Annotated in this window: 19 protein-coding genes; 5 read left to right on the top strand and 14 right to left on the bottom strand. The window is 62.9% G+C overall.

Annotation, left to right across the window (positions count from 1 at the left end; translation table 11 throughout):
* Positions 1–28: 28 nt before the first annotated feature.
* Positions 29–1,180, bottom strand: coding sequence for a ceramide glucosyltransferase (locus AC04SF_RS17855; RefSeq protein WP_488478896.1), 1,152 nt, complete (start codon positions 1,178–1,180; stop codon positions 29–31).
* A gap of 301 nt (positions 1,181–1,481) precedes the next feature.
* Here AC04SF_RS17855 and apaG point away from each other — a divergent pair, with 301 nt between their 5' ends.
* Positions 1,482–1,874, top strand: a complete 393-nt coding sequence (gene apaG / locus AC04SF_RS17850) for a Co2+/Mg2+ efflux protein ApaG (RefSeq protein ID WP_010913396.1) — start codon at positions 1,482–1,484, stop codon at positions 1,872–1,874.
* Positions 1,875–2,049: 175 nt separating this feature from the next.
* Here apaG and AC04SF_RS17845 read toward each other — a convergent pair whose 3' ends face one another.
* The 3 genes from AC04SF_RS17845 to AC04SF_RS17835 all read right to left on the bottom strand — a co-directional run bounded on the left by AC04SF_RS17845 (position 2,050) and on the right by AC04SF_RS17835 (position 5,321).
* Complete coding sequence (locus AC04SF_RS17845; protein ID WP_488478895.1) at positions 2,050–3,081, bottom strand: Hsp33 family molecular chaperone; 1,032 nt, start codon at positions 3,079–3,081, stop codon at positions 2,050–2,052.
* Between the two features lie 112 nt (positions 3,082–3,193).
* Positions 3,194–4,105, bottom strand: a complete 912-nt coding sequence (gene argF, locus AC04SF_RS17840; protein ID WP_488478894.1) for an ornithine carbamoyltransferase — start codon at positions 4,103–4,105, stop codon at positions 3,194–3,196.
* Between the two features lie 16 nt (positions 4,106–4,121).
* Positions 4,122–5,321, bottom strand: coding sequence for an acetylornithine transaminase (locus AC04SF_RS17835; RefSeq protein ID WP_488478893.1), 1,200 nt, complete (start codon positions 5,319–5,321; stop codon positions 4,122–4,124).
* A gap of 357 nt (positions 5,322–5,678) precedes the next feature.
* Here AC04SF_RS17835 and AC04SF_RS17830 point away from each other — a divergent pair, with 357 nt between their 5' ends.
* Positions 5,679–6,200, top strand: a complete 522-nt coding sequence (locus AC04SF_RS17830) for a GcrA family cell cycle regulator (RefSeq protein ID WP_027043472.1) — start codon at positions 5,679–5,681, stop codon at positions 6,198–6,200.
* Positions 6,201–6,321: 121 nt separating this feature from the next.
* Here AC04SF_RS17830 and AC04SF_RS17825 read toward each other — a convergent pair whose 3' ends face one another.
* From AC04SF_RS17825 to AC04SF_RS17815, 3 genes are all read right to left on the bottom strand, one after another.
* Entirely contained in the window at positions 6,322–7,329 is a 1,008-nt protein-coding gene (locus AC04SF_RS17825) for a magnesium and cobalt transport protein CorA (RefSeq protein ID WP_096453419.1), read from the bottom strand.
* Between the two features lie 94 nt (positions 7,330–7,423).
* Positions 7,424–8,149 (bottom strand): phosphate signaling complex protein PhoU, encoded by a 726-nt coding sequence (phoU, locus tag AC04SF_RS17820; RefSeq protein ID WP_488478892.1) that lies wholly within the window; start codon positions 8,147–8,149, stop codon positions 7,424–7,426.
* Between the two features lie 114 nt (positions 8,150–8,263).
* The gene (locus tag AC04SF_RS17815; RefSeq protein WP_488478891.1) at positions 8,264–9,529 is read right to left on the bottom strand and encodes a sensor histidine kinase; all 1,266 of its coding nucleotides are present in this window, start codon (positions 9,527–9,529) and stop codon (positions 8,264–8,266) included.
* Positions 9,530–9,642: 113 nt separating this feature from the next.
* On the opposite strand from AC04SF_RS17815, the gene ppk2 reads away from it, so the two are divergent.
* The gene (gene ppk2, locus AC04SF_RS17810) at positions 9,643–10,551 is read left to right on the top strand and encodes a polyphosphate kinase 2 (RefSeq protein ID WP_488478890.1); all 909 of its coding nucleotides are present in this window, start codon (positions 9,643–9,645) and stop codon (positions 10,549–10,551) included.
* A gap of 54 nt (positions 10,552–10,605) precedes the next feature.
* On the opposite strand, the gene AC04SF_RS17805 is transcribed toward ppk2, so the two are convergent.
* From AC04SF_RS17805 to AC04SF_RS17795, 3 genes are all read right to left on the bottom strand, one after another.
* Positions 10,606–11,370, bottom strand: coding sequence for an enoyl-CoA hydratase-related protein (locus AC04SF_RS17805; protein ID WP_488478889.1), 765 nt, complete (start codon positions 11,368–11,370; stop codon positions 10,606–10,608).
* A complete protein-coding gene (locus tag AC04SF_RS17800; protein ID WP_096453411.1) occupies positions 11,367–12,005 on the bottom strand; it encodes an acyl-homoserine-lactone synthase in 639 nt (212 codons plus the stop codon). The genes AC04SF_RS17805 and AC04SF_RS17800 overlap by 4 nt, the downstream gene beginning before the upstream one ends.
* Before the next feature lie 97 nt (positions 12,006–12,102).
* Positions 12,103–12,834: a helix-turn-helix transcriptional regulator gene (locus AC04SF_RS17795; RefSeq protein ID WP_096453409.1), complete on the bottom strand. Its 732-nt coding sequence runs from the start codon at positions 12,832–12,834 to the stop codon at positions 12,103–12,105.
* Between the two features lie 259 nt (positions 12,835–13,093).
* Between AC04SF_RS17795 and AC04SF_RS17790 the strand changes: the two genes are divergently transcribed.
* Positions 13,094–13,945, top strand: coding sequence for an ABC transporter substrate-binding protein (locus AC04SF_RS17790; protein WP_488478888.1), 852 nt, complete (start codon positions 13,094–13,096; stop codon positions 13,943–13,945).
* 13 nt (positions 13,946–13,958) lie between these two features.
* Here AC04SF_RS17790 and AC04SF_RS17785 read toward each other — a convergent pair whose 3' ends face one another.
* A complete protein-coding gene (locus AC04SF_RS17785; protein WP_488478887.1) occupies positions 13,959–14,372 on the bottom strand; it encodes a tellurite resistance TerB family protein in 414 nt (137 codons plus the stop codon).
* Between the two features lie 173 nt (positions 14,373–14,545).
* Between AC04SF_RS17785 and AC04SF_RS17780 the strand changes: the two genes are divergently transcribed.
* Positions 14,546–16,192: a lysine--tRNA ligase gene (locus AC04SF_RS17780; protein ID WP_488478886.1), complete on the top strand. Its 1,647-nt coding sequence runs from the start codon at positions 14,546–14,548 to the stop codon at positions 16,190–16,192.
* Here the strand turns inward: AC04SF_RS17780 and AC04SF_RS17775 are convergent.
* The 3 genes from AC04SF_RS17775 to AC04SF_RS17765 form a co-directional block, all read right to left on the bottom strand.
* The gene (locus tag AC04SF_RS17775; RefSeq protein ID WP_488478885.1) at positions 16,158–17,018 is read right to left on the bottom strand and encodes a thermonuclease family protein; all 861 of its coding nucleotides are present in this window, start codon (positions 17,016–17,018) and stop codon (positions 16,158–16,160) included. The two genes, AC04SF_RS17780 and AC04SF_RS17775, sit on opposite strands and share 35 nt — an antisense overlap.
* A 9-nt stretch (positions 17,019–17,027) precedes the next feature.
* Complete coding sequence (locus AC04SF_RS17770) at positions 17,028–17,666, bottom strand: S24 family peptidase (RefSeq protein ID WP_096453403.1); 639 nt, start codon at positions 17,664–17,666, stop codon at positions 17,028–17,030.
* Positions 17,667–17,792: 126 nt separating this feature from the next.
* The gene (locus tag AC04SF_RS17765; RefSeq protein WP_488478884.1) at positions 17,793–18,338 is read right to left on the bottom strand and encodes a thioesterase family protein; all 546 of its coding nucleotides are present in this window, start codon (positions 18,336–18,338) and stop codon (positions 17,793–17,795) included.
* Between the last annotated feature and the right edge of the window lie 6 nt (positions 18,339–18,344).

The raw sequence follows: 18,344 nt of genomic DNA, 5'->3' as shown, positions 1-18,344 counted from the left end.
TCCAGGTCGCGTCGCTGAGCCGCCAAGATCAGGCGCGCGACGGCGTCTCTTCCAGTTCGGCCGCCTTGGTTCCGATGGTCATCGCATTGCCGCGCCAGTCGACGGCCCCGCCCAGCCAGCCGCGTGCCCACATCGCCGGCAGGATCAGGTCGCGCGCCACGATTGCCGCGACCGAGCGCGGCGACAGGTGCCAGCCCTTGGACCAGGCCAGGGCACATTCCGGAAGGTAGAAGGCCGCCAGCACGCCAATGGCCATCAGCGGCAGGCTGAAGCCGGCGCCGGCAGCCGCAACCAGCGCAAGCGCCAGCGGCACCACCGCGCCGGTCAGGATCTCGGGCGCGAAGAACAGCGGGAAGGTGACGCGGCGCAACCTCGCCCAGCGGGCCTGGCGCGACCAGATCTCGCCAAGCCTGCGCCGGCCGAGCGGCTGCTCGAAGGGTGCGGCGACGAGATTGACGCGCAGGCCAAGGCTGTTCACCAGCTTGGTCGCGGCGGCGTCCTCGGCGATTTCGGCGGCCAGCGCTCGAATGCCGCCATTGGCATCCAGCATCGGCTTGTTCCACAACATGCTCTTACCCTGGGCAAAGCCAAGGCCGAGCGCCTCGCCGGCATACTGCCAGCGCGCCTGCAGCGTGTTGAGGAAGGCGCATTCGACCTCGGCCCAGAAGCCCTGCGGCCGTGAGCCGATCGGCGTCGAGCAGACAAGGCCGGTATCCGTCCGCCACGCCGCCATCAGATGCTGGATGTAGTCTCTCGGCATCAGCACGTTGGAGTCGGCCAGGACGACCCAGTTGTGCCGCGCGGCTTCCCAGCCCTTGACGCAATTGTTGAGCTTGGGATTGGCGCTGACGCGGTCGTCACCGATCAACAGCCGGGTCGGCACCTTTGGGAAGCGGGCGATGGCCTGTCTGATCAGACTGACCACCGGATCGTCGGCATGGGCGACGCAGAAGATCAGCTCGTAGCGCGGCCAGTCGAGCGAGAAGGCGCGCTCCAGTGTCTCATGCGTGAACGGTTCGACGCCGCGCGACGGGATGACAATCGACACCGGCGGCGATTTGCCGGCTGGCCGTGCGATGGTAGTGCGCTGTTTCAGTTGTGAAGCGGCGAGCAGGATACTGGCGGCGTTTGAAAGGATAAGAGCAGTCGAAAGCGAGGCGGCTATAAGAGTGAGTTCCATCGAGATCTGGTCACTCCAGAAAAGACAGCCAGCATCGTGGCCGTTTTCAACAGTTCGACAGAGCGCCGAGTCGCTCGGTTGGTGCACACCATCATTGTCATGTGTCACTTAAATGACATTCTTTGCCGGCACCTGCGTTTCAAGACGAGGCGCGACAAGACGCGCATGTTGACCTGCTCGCCGGGAGCGCCGAAAGGTTCTGTTTGTTGAGCATGATCTCTGGACGAACGGAAACCCGTTTGCCCGAGAAAACCGGTTCCCACTTTTCGGGATCATGCTTGAGATTGTTTTGGAGCCGCTTATGTACCGCGCCGTCACGCGCAACATCGAAGTGCAGGTCAGGCCGTTCTACCTCGAGGACCGCTCGGATCCTTCCGAGAACCGCTATGTCTGGGGCTATCAGATAACGATCGACAACCAGTCGGACGAATTCGTGCAGCTTCTGTCGCGCTATTGGCACATCACCGACGGTGCCGGCCGGGTCGAGGAAGTGCGCGGCCCGGGCGTCGTCGGCGACCAGCCCGAGCTCAATCCCGGCGACAGCTATCAATATACGTCCGGCTGCCCGCTCTCGACCCCGTCAGGGATCATGGTCGGGCACTACACGATGCGCAACAAGCGCGGCGAGACTTTTGATATCGCCATCCCGGCGTTTTCGCTGGATCTGCCGGGGACGCGGCGCACGGTGAATTAGCGTCTTCGTCACTATACGGGGAGAAATGCCCGGCAGGGCAACGAGGGGCGGCGTCGAGCCTTCCTGAGATATCGTCGAGGACGGGGTTTGCGCACGGCTATTCGCCGAAGTTAGCGCCGCCCCTCATCCGCCCTTCGGCCACCTTCTCCCCGTGAAACGGGGAGAAGGAAGGACTTTACTGCGCCGCGAATTCCGCCGGGTCGAAATCGTACTGTTTCGAGCAGAATTCGCAAGCGACGTGGATGCCGCCATCCTCGGTCGAGTCCTTGATCTCCTGCGCGGAAAAACCCTCGAGGATGCCGCGGATCTTGTCCCTGGAGCATGAGCACTGGTCGGCGACCGGGGCGCCACCAAAGACGCGCACGCCATGCTCGTGGAACAGGCGATAGAGCAGCCGTTCGGCACCGATCGTCGGATCGATCAGTTCGGTCGGCTCGATGGTGCCGAGCAGCGCCACCAGTTCCTGCCAGGAATTGTCTGCCGGTTCATGCGTCACGTCGCGCGGATCGCCGTCGCCGCCCGAAATGTCGGGCACGCGCATGCGCTCGGGTGACTGCGGCAGGAACTGCGCCAAAATGCCGCCCGCGCGCCACTGCTCACGCGCGCCGCCGACGCCGGGCGTCAAAAGCTTGGCCACCGAGAGCCTGACATCCGTCGGGATCTGCTCCGACTGGCGGAAATAAGTGCGCGCAGCGTCCTCCAGCGTTTCGCCGTCAAGCTGAACGATGCCCTGATAGCGCTGGGTGTGGGCGCCTTGGTCGATGGTCAGCGCCAGCACGCCGCTGCCAAGCAGCGTCTGCTGGGATGTTTCGCCTGCCGCGACGAGCGCCTCGAGCCGATCCGCATCGAAGCGCGCATAGGCACGCAGCGCCGACGGCGTCGAAAAATCCGCCACCAGCATGTCGACCGGCCCGTCGGTGCGGGTCTGCAGGATGAACTTGCCCTCGAATTTGAGCGAGGTGCCGAGCAGCACCGTCAGCACACAGGCTTCCGCCAGCAGGCGGGCGACCGGCTCGGGGTAGTCGTGGCGGCCAAGGATGGCGTCGAGCATCGGTCCGAGTTGCACGGTGCGGCCGCGCACGTCGAGCGGGCCGACCTCGAACGGCACGACATGGTCGTCGCCGGCATAGCCGAACTCGCCGAGTTTGGGGTGATGTTCAGTCACTTGATGCGTTTCCAACATGACAAAGCTCCAGGGCGCGGCCATGCCGCCCCCTGGGGTGCATGCGTCCAAACGCGCTTGATTTGCGTGATGCGGCGCAGATAGGCATCGTGCGCCCGCAGATCAAGCGCCCGGACACTTCAAGCGCCCCGACACGTCAAGCACCAAGACACCAGGCAAGCACCGCCTTCTGGGCGTGGAGCCGGTTCTCGGCCTCGTCGAAGACCACCGAATGCGGCCCGTCGATGACCTCGTCGGTCACTTCTTCGCCGCGATGCGCCGGCAGGCAATGCATGAACAGCGCGTCCGGCTTGGCGTGCGCCATCAGCTTGGCATTGACCTGGTAGGGCGAGAACACGTTGTGGCCGCGGGCGCGGTGCTCCTGACCCATCGACACCCAGCAGTCGGTGACGATGCAGTCGGCCTGATCGACGGCTTCCTCGGGTGAGCGGGTGAAGTGGAGTTTGCCGCCATGCGCCTTGGACCAGTCGATGTGCTTCTGCGCCGGCTCGCTGCCTTCGGGCACGGCCACGTTGAGGTTGAAGCGGAACCGCGCCGAGGCCTCGAGCAGCGAGTGCAGCACATTGTTGCCGTCGCCGGTCCAGGCAATGGTCTTGCCGGCCACCGGACCGCGATGCTCCTCGAAGGTCATGATGTCGGCCATCAACTGGCACGGATGGGTGTCGTCGGTCAGTCCGTTGATCACCGGAACCGTGGCATTCTCGGTCAGCTCCAGCAGCCGGTCATGCGAGGTGGTGCGGATCATGATCGCATCGACATAGCGCGACAGCACCTTGGCGGTGTCGGCGATGGTTTCGGAACGGCCGAGCTGCATCTCGGTGCCGGTCAGCATGATGGTCTCGCCGCCAAGCTGGCGCATGCCGACGTCGAAGGAGACGCGCGTGCGCGTCGACGGCTTGTCGAAGATCATCGCCAGCACCTTGCCTTCGAGCGGCCTGGTGCGCTCGCCGGCCTTGAGGCGCGCCTTTCGCACCACCGCGTCGTCCAGCATGAAGCGCAGGTCGCCCTCGGAAACAGTGGACAGATCGGTGAAATGGCGAACTGACATCAGCAATATTCCGGAATTACTTCGCGGCGGCCACGGCGATGGCATCCGCCAGGCCTTTGGCACCAGCGCGGATGCGGTTGAGCGCTTCGTGGATCTCGGCGTCGGTGACGGTGAGCGGCGGCAACAGGCGAATGACGTTGTCGCCGGCCGGAACCGCCAGCAAATGCTGGTCGCGTAGCGCCATGTTCACCTTGGTGTTTGGCATGGCGCATTTGAGGCCAAGCATGAGGCCGGTGCCCCTGATGTCTTCGATGACATCCGGAAACTCGTCGGCGATCGCCGCCAGGCCTTGCTTCATCAGCAATGCCTTGCGCTGGACGTCTTCGAGGAAGCCGTCTTCCAGCACCACATCGAGCACGGCGTTGCCGACCGCCATGGCCAGCGGATTGCCGCCGAAGGTGGTGCCATGCACGCCCGACGTCATACCGACCACGGCTTCATCGGTGGCCAGGCAGGCGCCCATGGGGAAGCCGCCGCCAATGCCCTTGGCGATCGCCATGATGTCGGGCGCCACGCCTGACCATTCATGCGCGAACAGCTTGCCGGTGCGGCCGATGCCGCACTGGACCTCGTCATAGATCAACAACAGGCCGTGCTGGTCGCAAAGCTGCCGCAGCCGCTTCAACGATTGTGTCGGCACCGGGCGGATACCGCCCTCGCCCTGCACGGGTTCGATCAGGATCGCGGCGGTTTCCGGCGTGATCGCCTTCTCGGCGGCATCGATGTCGTCGAAGCCGACCTGGTCAAAACCTTCGACCTTGGGTCCGAAGCCTTCGAGGTATTTGTACTGGCCGCCGGCCGCGATGGTGGCCAGCGTGCGGCCATGGAAGGCGCCTTCGAAGGTGATGACGCGGAAGCGCTCGGGATGACCCTTGACGAAGTGATAGCGCCGCGCCGTCTTGATGGCGCATTCCAGCGCCTCGGCCCCGGAATTGGTGAAGAACACCTTGTCGGCGAAGGTGGCATCGGCCAGGCGCTCGCCAAGCCGGCTCTGCCCCGGAATCTCGTAGAGATTGGAGACGTGCCAGAGTTTTCCCGCCTGCTCGGTAAGAGCCGCGACCAGATGCGGATGGCTGTGGCCGAGCGAATTGACCGCAATACCGCCGGCAAAATCGAGATATCGCTCGCCTTTGTCGGTAACCAGCCAAGTGCCTTCCCCGTGGTCGAAAGCCAGGGGAGCGCGAGCAAAGGTCTCGTAAAGCGCCGAACCGCTCATTATATGCGTCTCCGGTACCGGAAAATCAAAAAAGCCGCCAAAGCGGCGGCCTTGTGCGGCTTATCGTGTTTTTCGGCCATGAAGTCAACGAAAACGTCACGTAGTGGCGCGTGATAAGCCCCCTAACTCGACGCCGGCTCATGAGCGACCGGGCAAGTTGGGGAAAACCGAAAAAACCGATTCGTGTTGCACTTGGGACTCTTGTCACCGAGTCAGCGCATAAGGTAATTGTAGTCGAGAAATAACTAGATTTCGTGCGGCGGACCTAATCACCAGATATATGTGGTGTCTGCCCCAGCAAGGTTGCTGGGTCGGGAAGGGATTCCGATTGCGCACGCTTAGCAGGAGCGCGGTCTCATGAACTGGACTGACGAGCGGGTTGAACTTCTCAGGAAACTGTGGTCGGAGGGTCTGAGCGCAAGCCAGATCGCTGCCCAGCTTGGAGGGGTGAGCCGCAATGCCGTCATCGGCAAGGTGCACCGGCTGAAGCTGTCGGGCCGCGGGCGCGCAACGGCGACGCCGGCACGCCAGAAGAAGACGGCTCAGGGATCGACCGTCCAGAAATCGGTGGCGCGCGCCGCGAGCACGGCACGCCATGTCACGACTTCGATCGGCGCAACGGCCCTGCAGACCCAGTTTGATGCCGAGCCCGTCGCACGCCATCATTACATCCGTCCGGTCGAAAATGTCGTGGTACCGATCTCACGGCATCTGCAGCTCGTCGAATTGACCGAGCGCACCTGCAAATGGCCGAACGGCGATCCGTTGTCGGAGGACTTCAATTTCTGCGGCAACGAGGCCGCCGAAACCGGTCCGTATTGCAAATATCACGCCCGCGTGGCCTTCCAGCCGGCAGCGGAGCGGAGGCGCAATCGCTAAGGGGAATAGGGCGGTAAGGCAGTAGGGCAATATGTTTTGAGCTGCGCTGATGAGCGCCTTGTCTTAACCTACTGCCCTACTGCCCTACTGCCCTACTGCCCTACTGCCCTACTGCCCTCCCTCACAGCCACCCATTCTTGCGGAACCGCCAGTAGAGAAACGAGCAGATCAGCGCGATGGTGGTCAGCACGATCGGGTAGCCGTATTCCATCTTCAGTTCCGGCATGTCGGTGAAGTTCATGCCGTAGATGCCGGCGAATGCCGTCGGCACGGCCAGGATGGCGGCCCAGGAGGCCAGCTTCTTCGAGATCGCCGTCTCCTGGCTCTGACCGACCAGAAGGCTCGCCTCGAAGGCAAACGCCAGCACCTCGCGCAGACTGTCGATCTTTTCCTGGACGGTGCGGATGTGGTCGGTCACATCGCGAAACAGCGGATGCATGGCTGAATGGATCTGCGGCAGCTCGGCGCTGGTCAGCCGGCGGCAGACTTCCACCAGCGGAAGTGCCGCATTTCGCAGTCGCAGGAGATCGCGGCGCAGCATGTAGAGCCGCTCGATGTCGGGACCGGTCATCGGCTTCAAAAGGACCCTGTCCTCGATCGCCTCGACCTCGTCCTCGATCTGCTCGAGCACGGGCATGTAATTGTCGACGATGAAATCGAGAATGGCATAGAGGACGAAATCCTCGCCCTTGGCCAGCGAATGCGGGCAGCTTTCCCAGTGCTGACGCACGGCGGCGTAGGACGTCGAAGGGCCATGCCTGACGCTGACGATGTAGCCCGAGCCGACGAACAGATGCGTCTCGCCGAAGGTGACGCGGCCCTCGATCAGCTGCGCGGTGCGGGCGACGATGAACAGCGCGTCGCCATACTGCTCGATCTTCGGCCGTTGGTGCGGATGCTCGGCATCCTCGATCGCTAGCTCATGCAGATGGAATTGCGCCTGGACGCGCAGCAGGAGTTCGCGGTCAGGTTCGAGCAGTCCGATCCAGACAACGTGTCCTGATTTCTTGGCCCATTCGCCGGCTTCCTCGATGGGAATGTCGGCAATGCGCCGCCCGGCCGTGTAGACACTGGAGGCGATGATGCCCGATGTCGGCGCCGCGGGCTTGAACTCTCGAACATATTCCATCGCAGCCTCCTGAAAGCAGGACCTTTAAGGCCTGAGAAGCTTAACGCCGGGATAGTTTAGCGCAATATGATCTAGCGTTCGAGAGGACGAACGTTCATTTCGCCGGGAGCGTCGCCGACACGCTGATCTTGTCCGTCTTGTCGCCTTTAGGCCGCTCGGCCGGCATCTGGTCGCCGGTGACAATGTAATAGATGGTCTCGGCGATGTTGGTGGCATGATCGCCGATGCGCTCGATGTTCTTGGCGCAGAACAGAAGATGCGTGCAGGGCGTGATGTTGCGCGGATCTTCCATCATGTAAGTCAGCAATTCGCGAAACAGCGAGGTGTACATGGCATCGATCTGATCGTCGCGGTCGCGCACGAAGCCGATCCTGTCGACCGAGCGCGATGCATAGACGTCGAGCACTTCCTTGAGCTGGGTGAGCGCCAGATTGGCCAGGGCCTCCAGGCCACGAAACAGGCTGGTCGGCTGACGGCCGTCGATGACGGCGACCACGCGCTTGGCAACGTTCTTGCCGAGGTCGCCGACCCGTTCGAGGTCGGCGGAAATGCGGATAGCGCCGACGATCTCGCGCAGGTCCGTCGCCATCGGCTGGCGCTTGGCGATAATGATGATCGCCTTGTCGTCGATCTCGCGCTGCCCTTCGTCGAGCACCGCGTCGTCGCGGATGACCTTCTCTGCCAGTCCCGGATCGGCATTGACGAGAGCGGCGACCGCCTGCTCGACCATACGCTCGGCATGGCCGCCCATCGCTGCGATGCGCTTCGACAGATACTTCAGCTCCTCGTCAAAGGCGCTCATGATGTGCACGGACTGCATGGATGAAATGCCTTCCCACGGGTTCTTGATCTTGAGTCGTTTCCTCGAATCCCCACTGATACGCTAGCCGGATGACAGAAAAAAGAAACGGTCCCTTGGAAAACTAGGGCGTTATCAGTGCGTCGGCAAATGAACCGAGAAGGCAGCGCCCTCGCCGACCTCGGACCAGATCGTCAGCCTGGCATTGTGGCGCGTCAGGATGTGCTTGACGATCGACAGTCCAAGGCCTGTACCTTTCTGGGTCCGGCTGGTCTCGACATCGATGCGATAGAAGCGCTCGGTGATGCGCGGAATGTGCTCCTCAGGAATGCCGGGGCCGAAATCCCTGATCGTCACGTCGATGCCGGGTTCGGAACCGTCGTCGGCGCGCGCGATCGACACCAGAACACGGCCCCCAGACTGGCCGTATTTGCAGGCGTTTTCCAGCAAGTTCTCGAAAACCTGGAACAGCTCGTCGCGATCGCCCGGCACATTGAGAGGCCCCGTGGCGAAATCGCGCTCGATGGCAACGTTGTTTTCGCGGGCAAGCGGAGCCAGCGAGTCGATGACGCTGTCGACGGTCTGGCGTAGATCGACCTCGGTTCCGGGCTTCAGATAGGGCTTCATCTCCAGCCGAGACAGCGACAGCAGATCATCGATCAGACGCGCCATGCGGCCGGTCTGGTTCTGCATAATCTGCAGGAATTGCTCACGCGCCGCCGGATCGTTGCGGGCCGGTCCGCGCAGTGTTTCGATGAAACCGGCGATCGAAGCGAGCGGGGTACGCAATTCGTGGCTGGCATTGGCGATGAAGTCGGCGCGCATGCGGTCGATGCGGCGCGCCTCGCTCTGGTCCTTGAACACCAGCACATAGAGGTCGGTACCATGCCCGACCGAGGACGCACTGACCCGGTAGGCCCGCTCGACCGGCAGCTTCTCGGTATAGTCGACGACATCCGAGGCGATCGTGCCCGACAGCACGCTGTCAAGCAGGGTCTGCATCTCCGGCGCCCGGAATTTCAGCGGCAGCGACAGGCCTGGTGCGATCCCGCCGAAAGCGGCAAAGGCGGCGGCATTGGCATGGACGATGGTGGCGGAGCGGTCGAAAATGATGAGCGGGTCGGCGACGGCCGCTGCCAGATATTCGCCCGACAGGCGCTGCAGGCCGATCGCCTCGATCGCGGCGGTATTCTCGCCGTACTGGCGCAGGCCCGCGGCTGGCAGCATCGCGGCGACGAGCAACAGGAGCAGCGCCGGCACCAGCACGTAGGCGGAAATATTGGCAAAGGCAAAAGCTGTCAGAACTGCGACGACACCGGCCGCGAGCAGCCAGCGGCTGTGCCATAGCCGGATGGCCATGGCTTGCGCCACACTTGCCTGCTCTGCGCTTTGCTCAGCCATCCGCGCGTCCTATAGCCCTCTCAGGCGCTGTCCGGCCGTACGGCAACTTCCTGCTAGACCGGCTTGGAGGCTCCCAATAGCATGAGTCCGCAAGCTGAAAAGGGTTCGTCTCGATGAAAAAAGCCAAGGAAACTTCCGCCGCGCCGGCTCCGGGTCCGCTGAAGATCAAGATCGACGGCAAAGAGCGGGAGTTCGACATCGAGAATCCCGAGCTTCCCAGTTGGGTCGAGGACAACAAGCTGACTGCGGGCGGCTACCCCTATGACAAGAAGATGAACAGCGACGAGTATGACGAGACGCTCGAGAAATTGCAGGTCGAACTGGTCAAGGCGCAGGCCTGGCTGCAGGCCAGCGGCAAGCGGGTGATGGCGTTGTTCGAGGGCCGCGACGCCGCCGGCAAGGGCGGCACGATCTTCGTGGTGCGCCAGTACCTCAATCCGCGCACGGCGCGCAACGTGGCGCTGACCAAGCCGACCCCCACCGAACTGGGACAATGGTACTACCAGCGATATGTCGACCATTTCCCGACATCGGGCGAGTTCGTCACCTTCGACCGTTCCTGGTACAACCGCGCCGGCGTCGAGCCGGTGATGGGCTTCTGCACGCCGGAGCAGCATGAGAAATTTCTCGACGAGACGCCGCATTTCGAACGGATGATCGTCAATGACGACATCCACTTCTTCAAATTCTGGCTGAACATCGGCCGGGAAACACAGCTCGAGCGCTTTCACGATCGCCGCTACAGCCCTCTGAAGAGCTGGAAATTCTCGCCGATCGACGTCGCCGGCATCACCAAATGGGACGATTACACCAAGGCGCGCGACACCATGTTCGAACGCACACACAAAGAGTTCGCGCCATGGATCATCGTGCGGGCCAATGACAAGCGCCGCGCGCGGCTGGCGGTGATGCGGCGCATCCTGTTGTCACTGCCCTATGACGGCCGCGATCTCGATATCGTCGGCAAGGAAGACAAGAAGATCATCGGCGAAGGGCCGTCATTCCTCGGCAAAGAAGGTTGATGCTTTCGCGCCGCGCGGCCACTGGGCAGCGCGGCGCGGTATCTTCGTGGTCGCTCAGGCCGCGAGCCTGGCAATCCGCTGCAATCGCCGCAGCGTGACGTCGTCCTGCAACGCCTGCTGGAACAGCGATATCTCCTGGTCGATCCGGTCGCACAGCGCGCCGGTGTTTCCCTTCAGCAGGCCGCGGGTCTGCAGCAGGGCGGCAACCGGCTTCTTGGCGAGCTGCCTGGCGCGGCCGAGCGTCGCCTCCTCCACGCCGTCATGCACGATCTCGGCGACGAGGCCGAGTGCCCTGGCGTCCTCGGCGTGAAGTGTGTCGCCGAGGCAGAAGAAGCGGAAGGCGCCGGCATAGCCGAGCTTCTGCGGCGCCAGGATGCTGGTCGCCGCGTCCGGCACAAGGCCGAAGTCGACGAACGGCACCCGGAACGTGCTTTCATTCGAGGCGATCACCATGTCGCAGTGGAACAGGATGGTGCAGCCGACGCCGACGGCATCACCATCGACGCAGGCGAGGATAGGTTTGGGGAACGTCGCCAGCGTGCGGAACATGTCGGTGACGGCGGCAATCAGCTTCTGATGCTTGGTGGCGTCGAGGAATTCGGAAAAGTCGCCGCCAAGGCAGAAGCAGCCTGCCAGGCCACGCAGCACGACGACACGCACTTCGTCATTGTCGGCGGCTTCATGGAACGTCCTGGCAAGGCTTTCATAGGCCTTTCTGTCGAGCACCGGCCGGCCGTCATTCGACGACACGGTGACGATCAGCGTGTGGTTGCGCAGTTCTGGCTGCGGGTGTGGATTCACCGTGGTCTCCAGTCTCATGACGCCCTCCTTTGGCCAAACATGTCGGGATATCCCCTGGCCAGAACCGGAGCATGATGATTGCGGCGCGAACGCACCACATCCAGCGTGTGCTCGTTGAAGGAGAGCAGTGTCGCCACGACCTGCTGATTGCCGTAGGTGCGCTGATAACCCAGCGGTGTCGCCAGGAAATGCAACTGCAAGGCACGCAACACCCACATCGGCTCGAACTCGATGATCACCTTGTCAACGCCGCGCTTCAGCCCCCACTCGACGAAGCCGGCGATCAATTCGGTGCCAACGGTCGAGACGCCGCGACGGCCATCGCGGAAACCGGGAGCCACCGCATAGCGGGTCAATTCCCAGATGTTAGGACCCGATGGTGGCGTTCCTTCGGAAAGGTCGGCCAAAACATCGGTCAGCAGATGGGGCCGTGTGGTCGGCAACATCCTTTGATAGCCCGCGACTTCGTTGCCTCTGATGACGATCTGATGCACTGCCTCGTCATGGTCGAACTGGTCGACCTCGAATCCGTCCGGGCGCCGCAGGTCCTCCCACCCCATCTCCTCGACAAATATCTGGTAGCGCAGACGATGGACTGCCTCCCAAAGGTCGGGGCGTTCCATCAATTCTTGAGTTGTAAGACAAAAAAGCATGCCGTCGTCTCCTGGGTTTAAGAGGAAGATACGGCCGTGCTTCAACGAGAAAATTGCGTGATCGCGTAGGCAAGAATTCTAGATCGGCACGGCCGATCTAGCTAATGTAGCCGCGCCTTATCGCTTCTGCGACAGCCTGGACCCGGTTGACGGCACCGAGTTTGCTTTTGGCGTTAAGAAGATGTTTCTCCGACGTGTGTTCGGAGATGCCGAGGATTTGCGAAATCTCCCATTCCGACTTGCCAACGGCGGCCCATTGCAGGCATTCGCGCTCGCGCGGCGTCAGTTCGATATGGTCGATGGTCTTGCCGGCCATGGTGTGGAGTTGCATGGCGCGGCCAACGGCATAGGTCGAGACCAGCGACACCAGGCCGAATTCGGCCGCCGACAGTTCCACAGCCTCGCCACCCAGCGACACCATGACAATCTGGCCATCGAGCGTGATCAACGGGAAGGCCAGCCCGTCGCGCAGCTTGAAAGCGCCGGCATCGCCCATCACCTCACCGCTGCTCTTGTCGATGCGAATGCCCTGGGCGGCTTCGCGCCACTGGAACGGCGCCTGCAACTGCTTCATATGGCTGACCACCGGATCGTGGTCGACATAGTTGCGCGCCACGTAGCGCTCCAGCCATTCGACGGGCCAGTCGCAAAGCAGCACATGCTGCTTTTGCTGCCCGGTCGGCGTGCCCGGCTGCGGAACGGTTCCGGCCATCAGCGCCGTCAGACCGAAATCCGACGTTATGCCCAACAGCTTCTCGCAGACCGCCGCCGGCGTTCCGGCGTGTTGCAGTTGGTCTATGTATTCCAGCGTACGATCAAATTGACCCATCGCAACATCAACCCCATGTTGCCTCATGCATTGAGATCAATGGTCCACGCCTTGTCTGCATTTGGCCACCGACCGCGGATTGCAACGCGCACATCTCCGGTTGTGGTTCTCGACCCTGGTCCCCCAACCAGGGCAGCCACCGCTGTTTGCAAACGCGCTAAAGCATATCCTGAAATCGGCGCGTTGAAATCAAAAACCATTGTGCCTGTACCATTTTCGTACCAAAACCGGTGCGAAGATGAGTGCGGCGGAGTCTATCGTGGCGTTCCAATGGAGGTCCCTGGTGCTGGCGTCGCTGCTGATCGCGGCGCTGCCATTGGCTTCCGGGGCACGCGCGACGGAACCGCAGGTGCCGGTTTTGTGGGACGCCAAGGAACGGTTGCCGAAGCCCGACCTTTCGGCACTGCCACGGCTGCGATTCCTGACCACCACGGATTTTCCGCCCTTCAATTTCCTTGATGGCGCCGGAAAGCTGTCCGGTTTCCACATCGACCTGGCACGCGCCATCTGCGCCGAACTCGGCATTGTCGACAAATGCCAGATCCAGGCATTGCCCTGGGGCGAGCTCGAAGGCGCGCTCGATAAAGGCGAAGGCGAAGCCATCATCGCCGGCATCGCCGCGACGCCGCAATCGCGCCAGGCATACGCCTTCTCGCGCTCCTATCTGCAGTTTCCGGCGCGCTTCATCATGCCGAAGACCAAGGCGTTTGTGGAACCGATTTTCGACAAGCTGCGCAGCAAGCGCGTCGGCGTGCTCGCCGGCTCGGCGCATGAGCGCATGCTGCGCGACTATTTCAACACGGTCCAAATCGTCTCCTTCGACGGACCGGAAGCCCTCTACAGCGATCTCAAGGCTGGCAAGATCGATGCCGCCTTCGGTGACGGCATGCGCTTCGCCTTCTGGCTGGGCGGCTCGGACGCGGCCGGCTGCTGCCGGTTTGCCGGCGGCCCCTATCTGGCGCCCGAATATCTGGGCACCGGCATGGCCATCGCCACGCGGGCGGACAATCCGGCGCTGGCCGCGGCGATCGACTACGCGCTGCAGGAGATTTCGATGAAAGGCACCTTCGCCGAATTCTATCTGCGCTATTTTCCGGTCAGCTTTTTCTAGGGGCTGTCGATATTCAGGTCAGGGTGCGCAGCCGCGCCTTGGCCGCGCGGCCGATGGCGGCGACGGTCAGCGTATCGAGATCGAGCTGGCGACGGATCAGTTGCAACACCCGCACTTCCTCCAGGCGCATTTCGAGATCGACGGCGGCGACTTCGAAGGCCGCGGCATAGGCGGTGTCGCGCAAACGCTCCGGCAGGGCTTCGGCAATCTGGGCCAGGACACCCTCCAGGCCATCCTTTTCTTGCAACAGCTTCTGACAAGCCTGGGCGACAGAAACCAGCCGGTCCTGCTTGAAATCCTCGAACACCGGCCATGAACGGACAACCTCGCCGATCCTGGCCAGTTCAACATCGGTCATGTCGCGATCGGAGGCCGAGGTGATGACCATCAGGTAGATCAGGGCTTCATGCGGGGTCGGCGACGGCATTCTTTACTCCTTGAACGGACTTCGAAGGTAGGCAGGCGCCAACTGCGTCGCAAGGAAAAAGCGCCCCACGCGTTGACGCTCCGGCCATGCACGCCTAGAGGACCGGTTGAAAATCGACACTGCGGCCATACCAGCGAATAATCTGGCCGGCGAATAATTTGGAAAACACGACCATGGCGGGATCAAACATCCTCGATCTCAACCCCGAACTGCTGGCAGCTGCGGCCGAGAGCAAGGCGTGGCCGTTCGAGGAAGCCAAAAAGATCATCGAGCGCTACAAGGGCAGCGACTTTCCCGAAACGATCCTGTTCGAGACCGGCTATGGTCCGTCGGGTCTGCCGCATATCGGCACGTTCGGCGAGGTGGCACGCACCTCGATGGTGCGCCATGCATTCCGCGTGCTGACGCAGGACAAGGTCGCGACCAAGCTCTTGTGCTTTTCCGACGACATGGACGGCATGCGCAAGATCCCCGACAGCGTGCCGGATCGCGCCGCGCTCGAACCGCATCTGCACAAGCCGCTGTCTTCGGTGCCCAATCCGTTCGGCGGCGACTATGCGAGCTTCGCCGACCACAACAATGCGATGCTCTGCCGCTTCCTCGACACGTTCGGCTTCGACTACGAATTCGCCAGTGCGACGCAGTACTACAAGTCCGGCCGTTTCGACGCGATGCTGCTCACCGCCGCCGAACGCTACGACAAGATCATGGCGGTGATGCTGCCGACGCTCGGGCCGGAGCGGCAGGCGACCTACAGCCCGTTCCTGCCGATTTCCCCGAAGAGCGGCCGCGTGCTTTACGTGCCGATGAAGCATGTCGACGCCAAGGCCGGCACCATCACTTTCGACGATGAAGGCACCGAGACCACGCTTTCGATCACCGGCGGCCGGGTGAAGCTGCAGTGGAAGCCGGATTTCGGCATGCGCTGGGCGGCGCTCGGCGTCGATTTCGAAATGTTCGGCAAGGACCACCAGACCAATGCCGTGGTCTATGACCGCATCTGCAATATATTGGGCGGACGCGCGCCGGAGCATTTCGTCTACGAACTGTTCCTCGACGAAAACGGCCAGAAGATCTCGAAGTCGAAGGGCAACGGGCTGACCATCGACGAATGGCTGACCTATGCGCCGACCGAGAGCCTGGGGCTCTACATGTACCAGCGGCCGCGGCAGGCCAAGAAGCTCTATTTCGACGTCATTCCGAGGGCCGTGGACGAATATTACACCTTTCTCGCCGCCTACCCCAGGCAGGACTGGAAGGAGCGGCTGGGTAATCCGGTCTGGCATATGCATGACGGCAACCCGCCGGCCATCGACATGCCGGTGCCGTTCTCGCTGCTGCTCAACCTGGTCAGCGCCTCCAATGCGCAGAACAAGGACGTGCTGTGGGGCTTCATCTCGCGCCATGCCACCAATGTGACGCCGAAGACGCACCCGGAGCTGGACCAGCTGGTCGGCCATGCGATCCGCTATTTCGACGATTTCGTGCGGCCGACGAAAACCTTCCGCCCGGCCGACGAGGTCGAGCGCGAAGCGCTGCAGGCGCTGGACGCAGCGCTTGGCACACTGCCGCCGGATGCCGGCGGCGAGGCGATCCAGAATGCTTCGCTCAACGTGGCGCGCAAGATCGAACGCTATCAGGATCACTCCAAGCAGAGCCCGGAAGGCGGCCCGGGCGTGTCGGGCGCCTTCTTCCAGATGATCTACCAGGTGCTCATCGGCCAGGAACGTGGCCCGCGCTTCGGCTCGTTCGCCGCGCTCTACGGCGTCGCCGAGACCCGCGCGCTCATTCAGCAGGCGCTGGCTGGTCAGCTGGCTTGAGGGCACCGTCGACCTCTTCCAGGATCGAACCCGGCGCCTGAGGCGCCGGGGCCGGCGCGTCCGGCACCGCTGAGATGCCGGCAAGGTTCGGCGCCGATCCGAAAATGCCCTTCTTGGCGCTTTGCGCCTTTTCGCTGGCCTCGACATAGGGGCCGCCCTTGGCGGCACGCGCCCAGCCATTGTCGACCAGCCATTGACCGACATCCTGCTTGCCGATCCGGCATTGCGCCGCGATCCGGTCGCGGCCGCCTTCGGGCGGCACCGTGCAGACCACAGCGCGGCCGCGCAGGAAGGCGCGGAACGCCGTGCGCGCACGGATGCCGCACGGCCAGGACTTGCCGTCGGTGGTGCAGGTCTCGTCCTGTGGGACGACATCAATGCCCGAAATGGCAACTGAATAGCCTTTCGCCTCGATCAGGCCGGCAGCCGTCGCGACCGGCTGGAACAGCTTCGTGCCATTCCAGTCATCGGGCATCTTCGGCTTGGGTGGCACGGCCAGCGCCAGCTTGCTCAACGGCTCGCGCGGCTCGACCCGCTCAAGCTCGCCTGCGGGCAGTTCCGGCGGCGCAACGACATCCGGATCGATTGCCCGCGAATGCACCAGCGGCTTCGGCGGCAGCGGAGCGTTAGGCGCAGGAATAGCTGAGGTGGCCGGCTCTTCAGGCCCGGCATCGGCGCCCGCTTGCGAGATCGTGTCCGCGCCGGGATCGATCTGGTCCACGGTAACGGTGCCCTCGCTTCCTTTCAGCGTGCGACCGCCGGCGACGACCAGGGCCGCCATCACAGGGACCATCACAACCGCAAGGACAAGATAGGGAAGCCGCACCAGCCCGGCCTACTGGCTTGCCCAGACAATCCGCGCCACCCATTCGACCTCGCGCATGGGAATGTCGCGGTCGGGGTGATCGGGATTGAGCGAGACCAGCGCGATCGACTTGACGGTCTGGCGCTCGAGCACCTTGGCCATCACCTCGCCTGACGTGGTCTTGACGACGACGCGATCGCCCTTGCGGGTGACCGCGCCCGGCTCAACGATGAGGACGTCGCCATTGCGGTAGAGCGGCAGCATGGAATCGCCTTGCACCTGCAGCGCATAGGAGCTCTCGGTCGATTGCGCCGGCAGTTCGACCAGATCCCAGCCCTGCCCCGCAGGAAAGCCGGCATCGTCGAAGAAGCCGCCGGCGCCGGCCTGGGCAAAGCCAAGCAAAGGCACGGCTCGTCTGGGAGCGGGTGCGGCGCCCATACGGCCTTCGATCAGCCCGGTGAACTCGTCGAGTGACGCCCCCGTCGCCTCGATGATCTTGGCCAGCGATTCGGTCGAAGGCCAGCGCGGCCGGCCGTCGGAGGACAGACGTTTCGACTTGTTGAAGGCGGTCGAATCGAGGCCCGCGCGCCTTGCCAGACCTGACGCCGAAAGCGAATAACGCTCGGCAAGAGCATCGATGGCAGCCCAGACGCGGTCGTGCGAGAGCATGTCGTGCTCTCCTTCGAGACAGGAAAAAATGCCTTTCCCTTCTAGTCTCTGCATCCCGGTTTGTCCACCGGACACACTCTGACGGCACACCTTCGTGAAGGCTGCGGGTATGATGATCTCCGCTGGTCAGTCGGCCCCTTTGGTCAGACTGCGCAGCCCCTGGTGCGACGTCATGAAGATCCGCTCCGCCTCTGTCGGCGAGCGCGGGTTCACCGAGCGACCAAGCGCGGCGACGACCTCGTCAATATCAAGGAAGCGACGAGCCTTGCGGTCGTAGACGCCGGCCGTCGTCAGGATCAAGGCGGCTGTCTCGCCATTGTCGAGGACGAAGCGATGCTTGCCGATGACCTGGCTGCCTTCCCAGGTTTCGATCGAGGAGACCACTTCGAAGCGGCGCCACAGCTTGATCTCACGCGCATAGACCGCCTGCAGCCCGCCCATCATCGGCGCCCAGCCGTTCTTGCGCGCCAGCGTGATCAGCCCGGCGCGGACAAACAGGTCGATGCGGCCGAGGTCGGCCAGCATCATGTAGCGCGCATTGTTGAGATGGATGTTGAAATCGATGTCGGTCGGCAGGCAGCGAAAGGCCAGCCGGCTTTCACCGCCCATCACATAGGGGCCACGGCTTCGCGCCGTGGCCAGCATGCGCGCCATGCGCGCCCAGACGTACATGGTCTT

Source organism: Mesorhizobium sp. CNPSo 4671 (assembly GCF_057784245.1).
The sequence above is the reverse complement of the archived record's forward strand: the minus strand, read 5'-3'. Positions and strand labels throughout refer to the sequence as shown.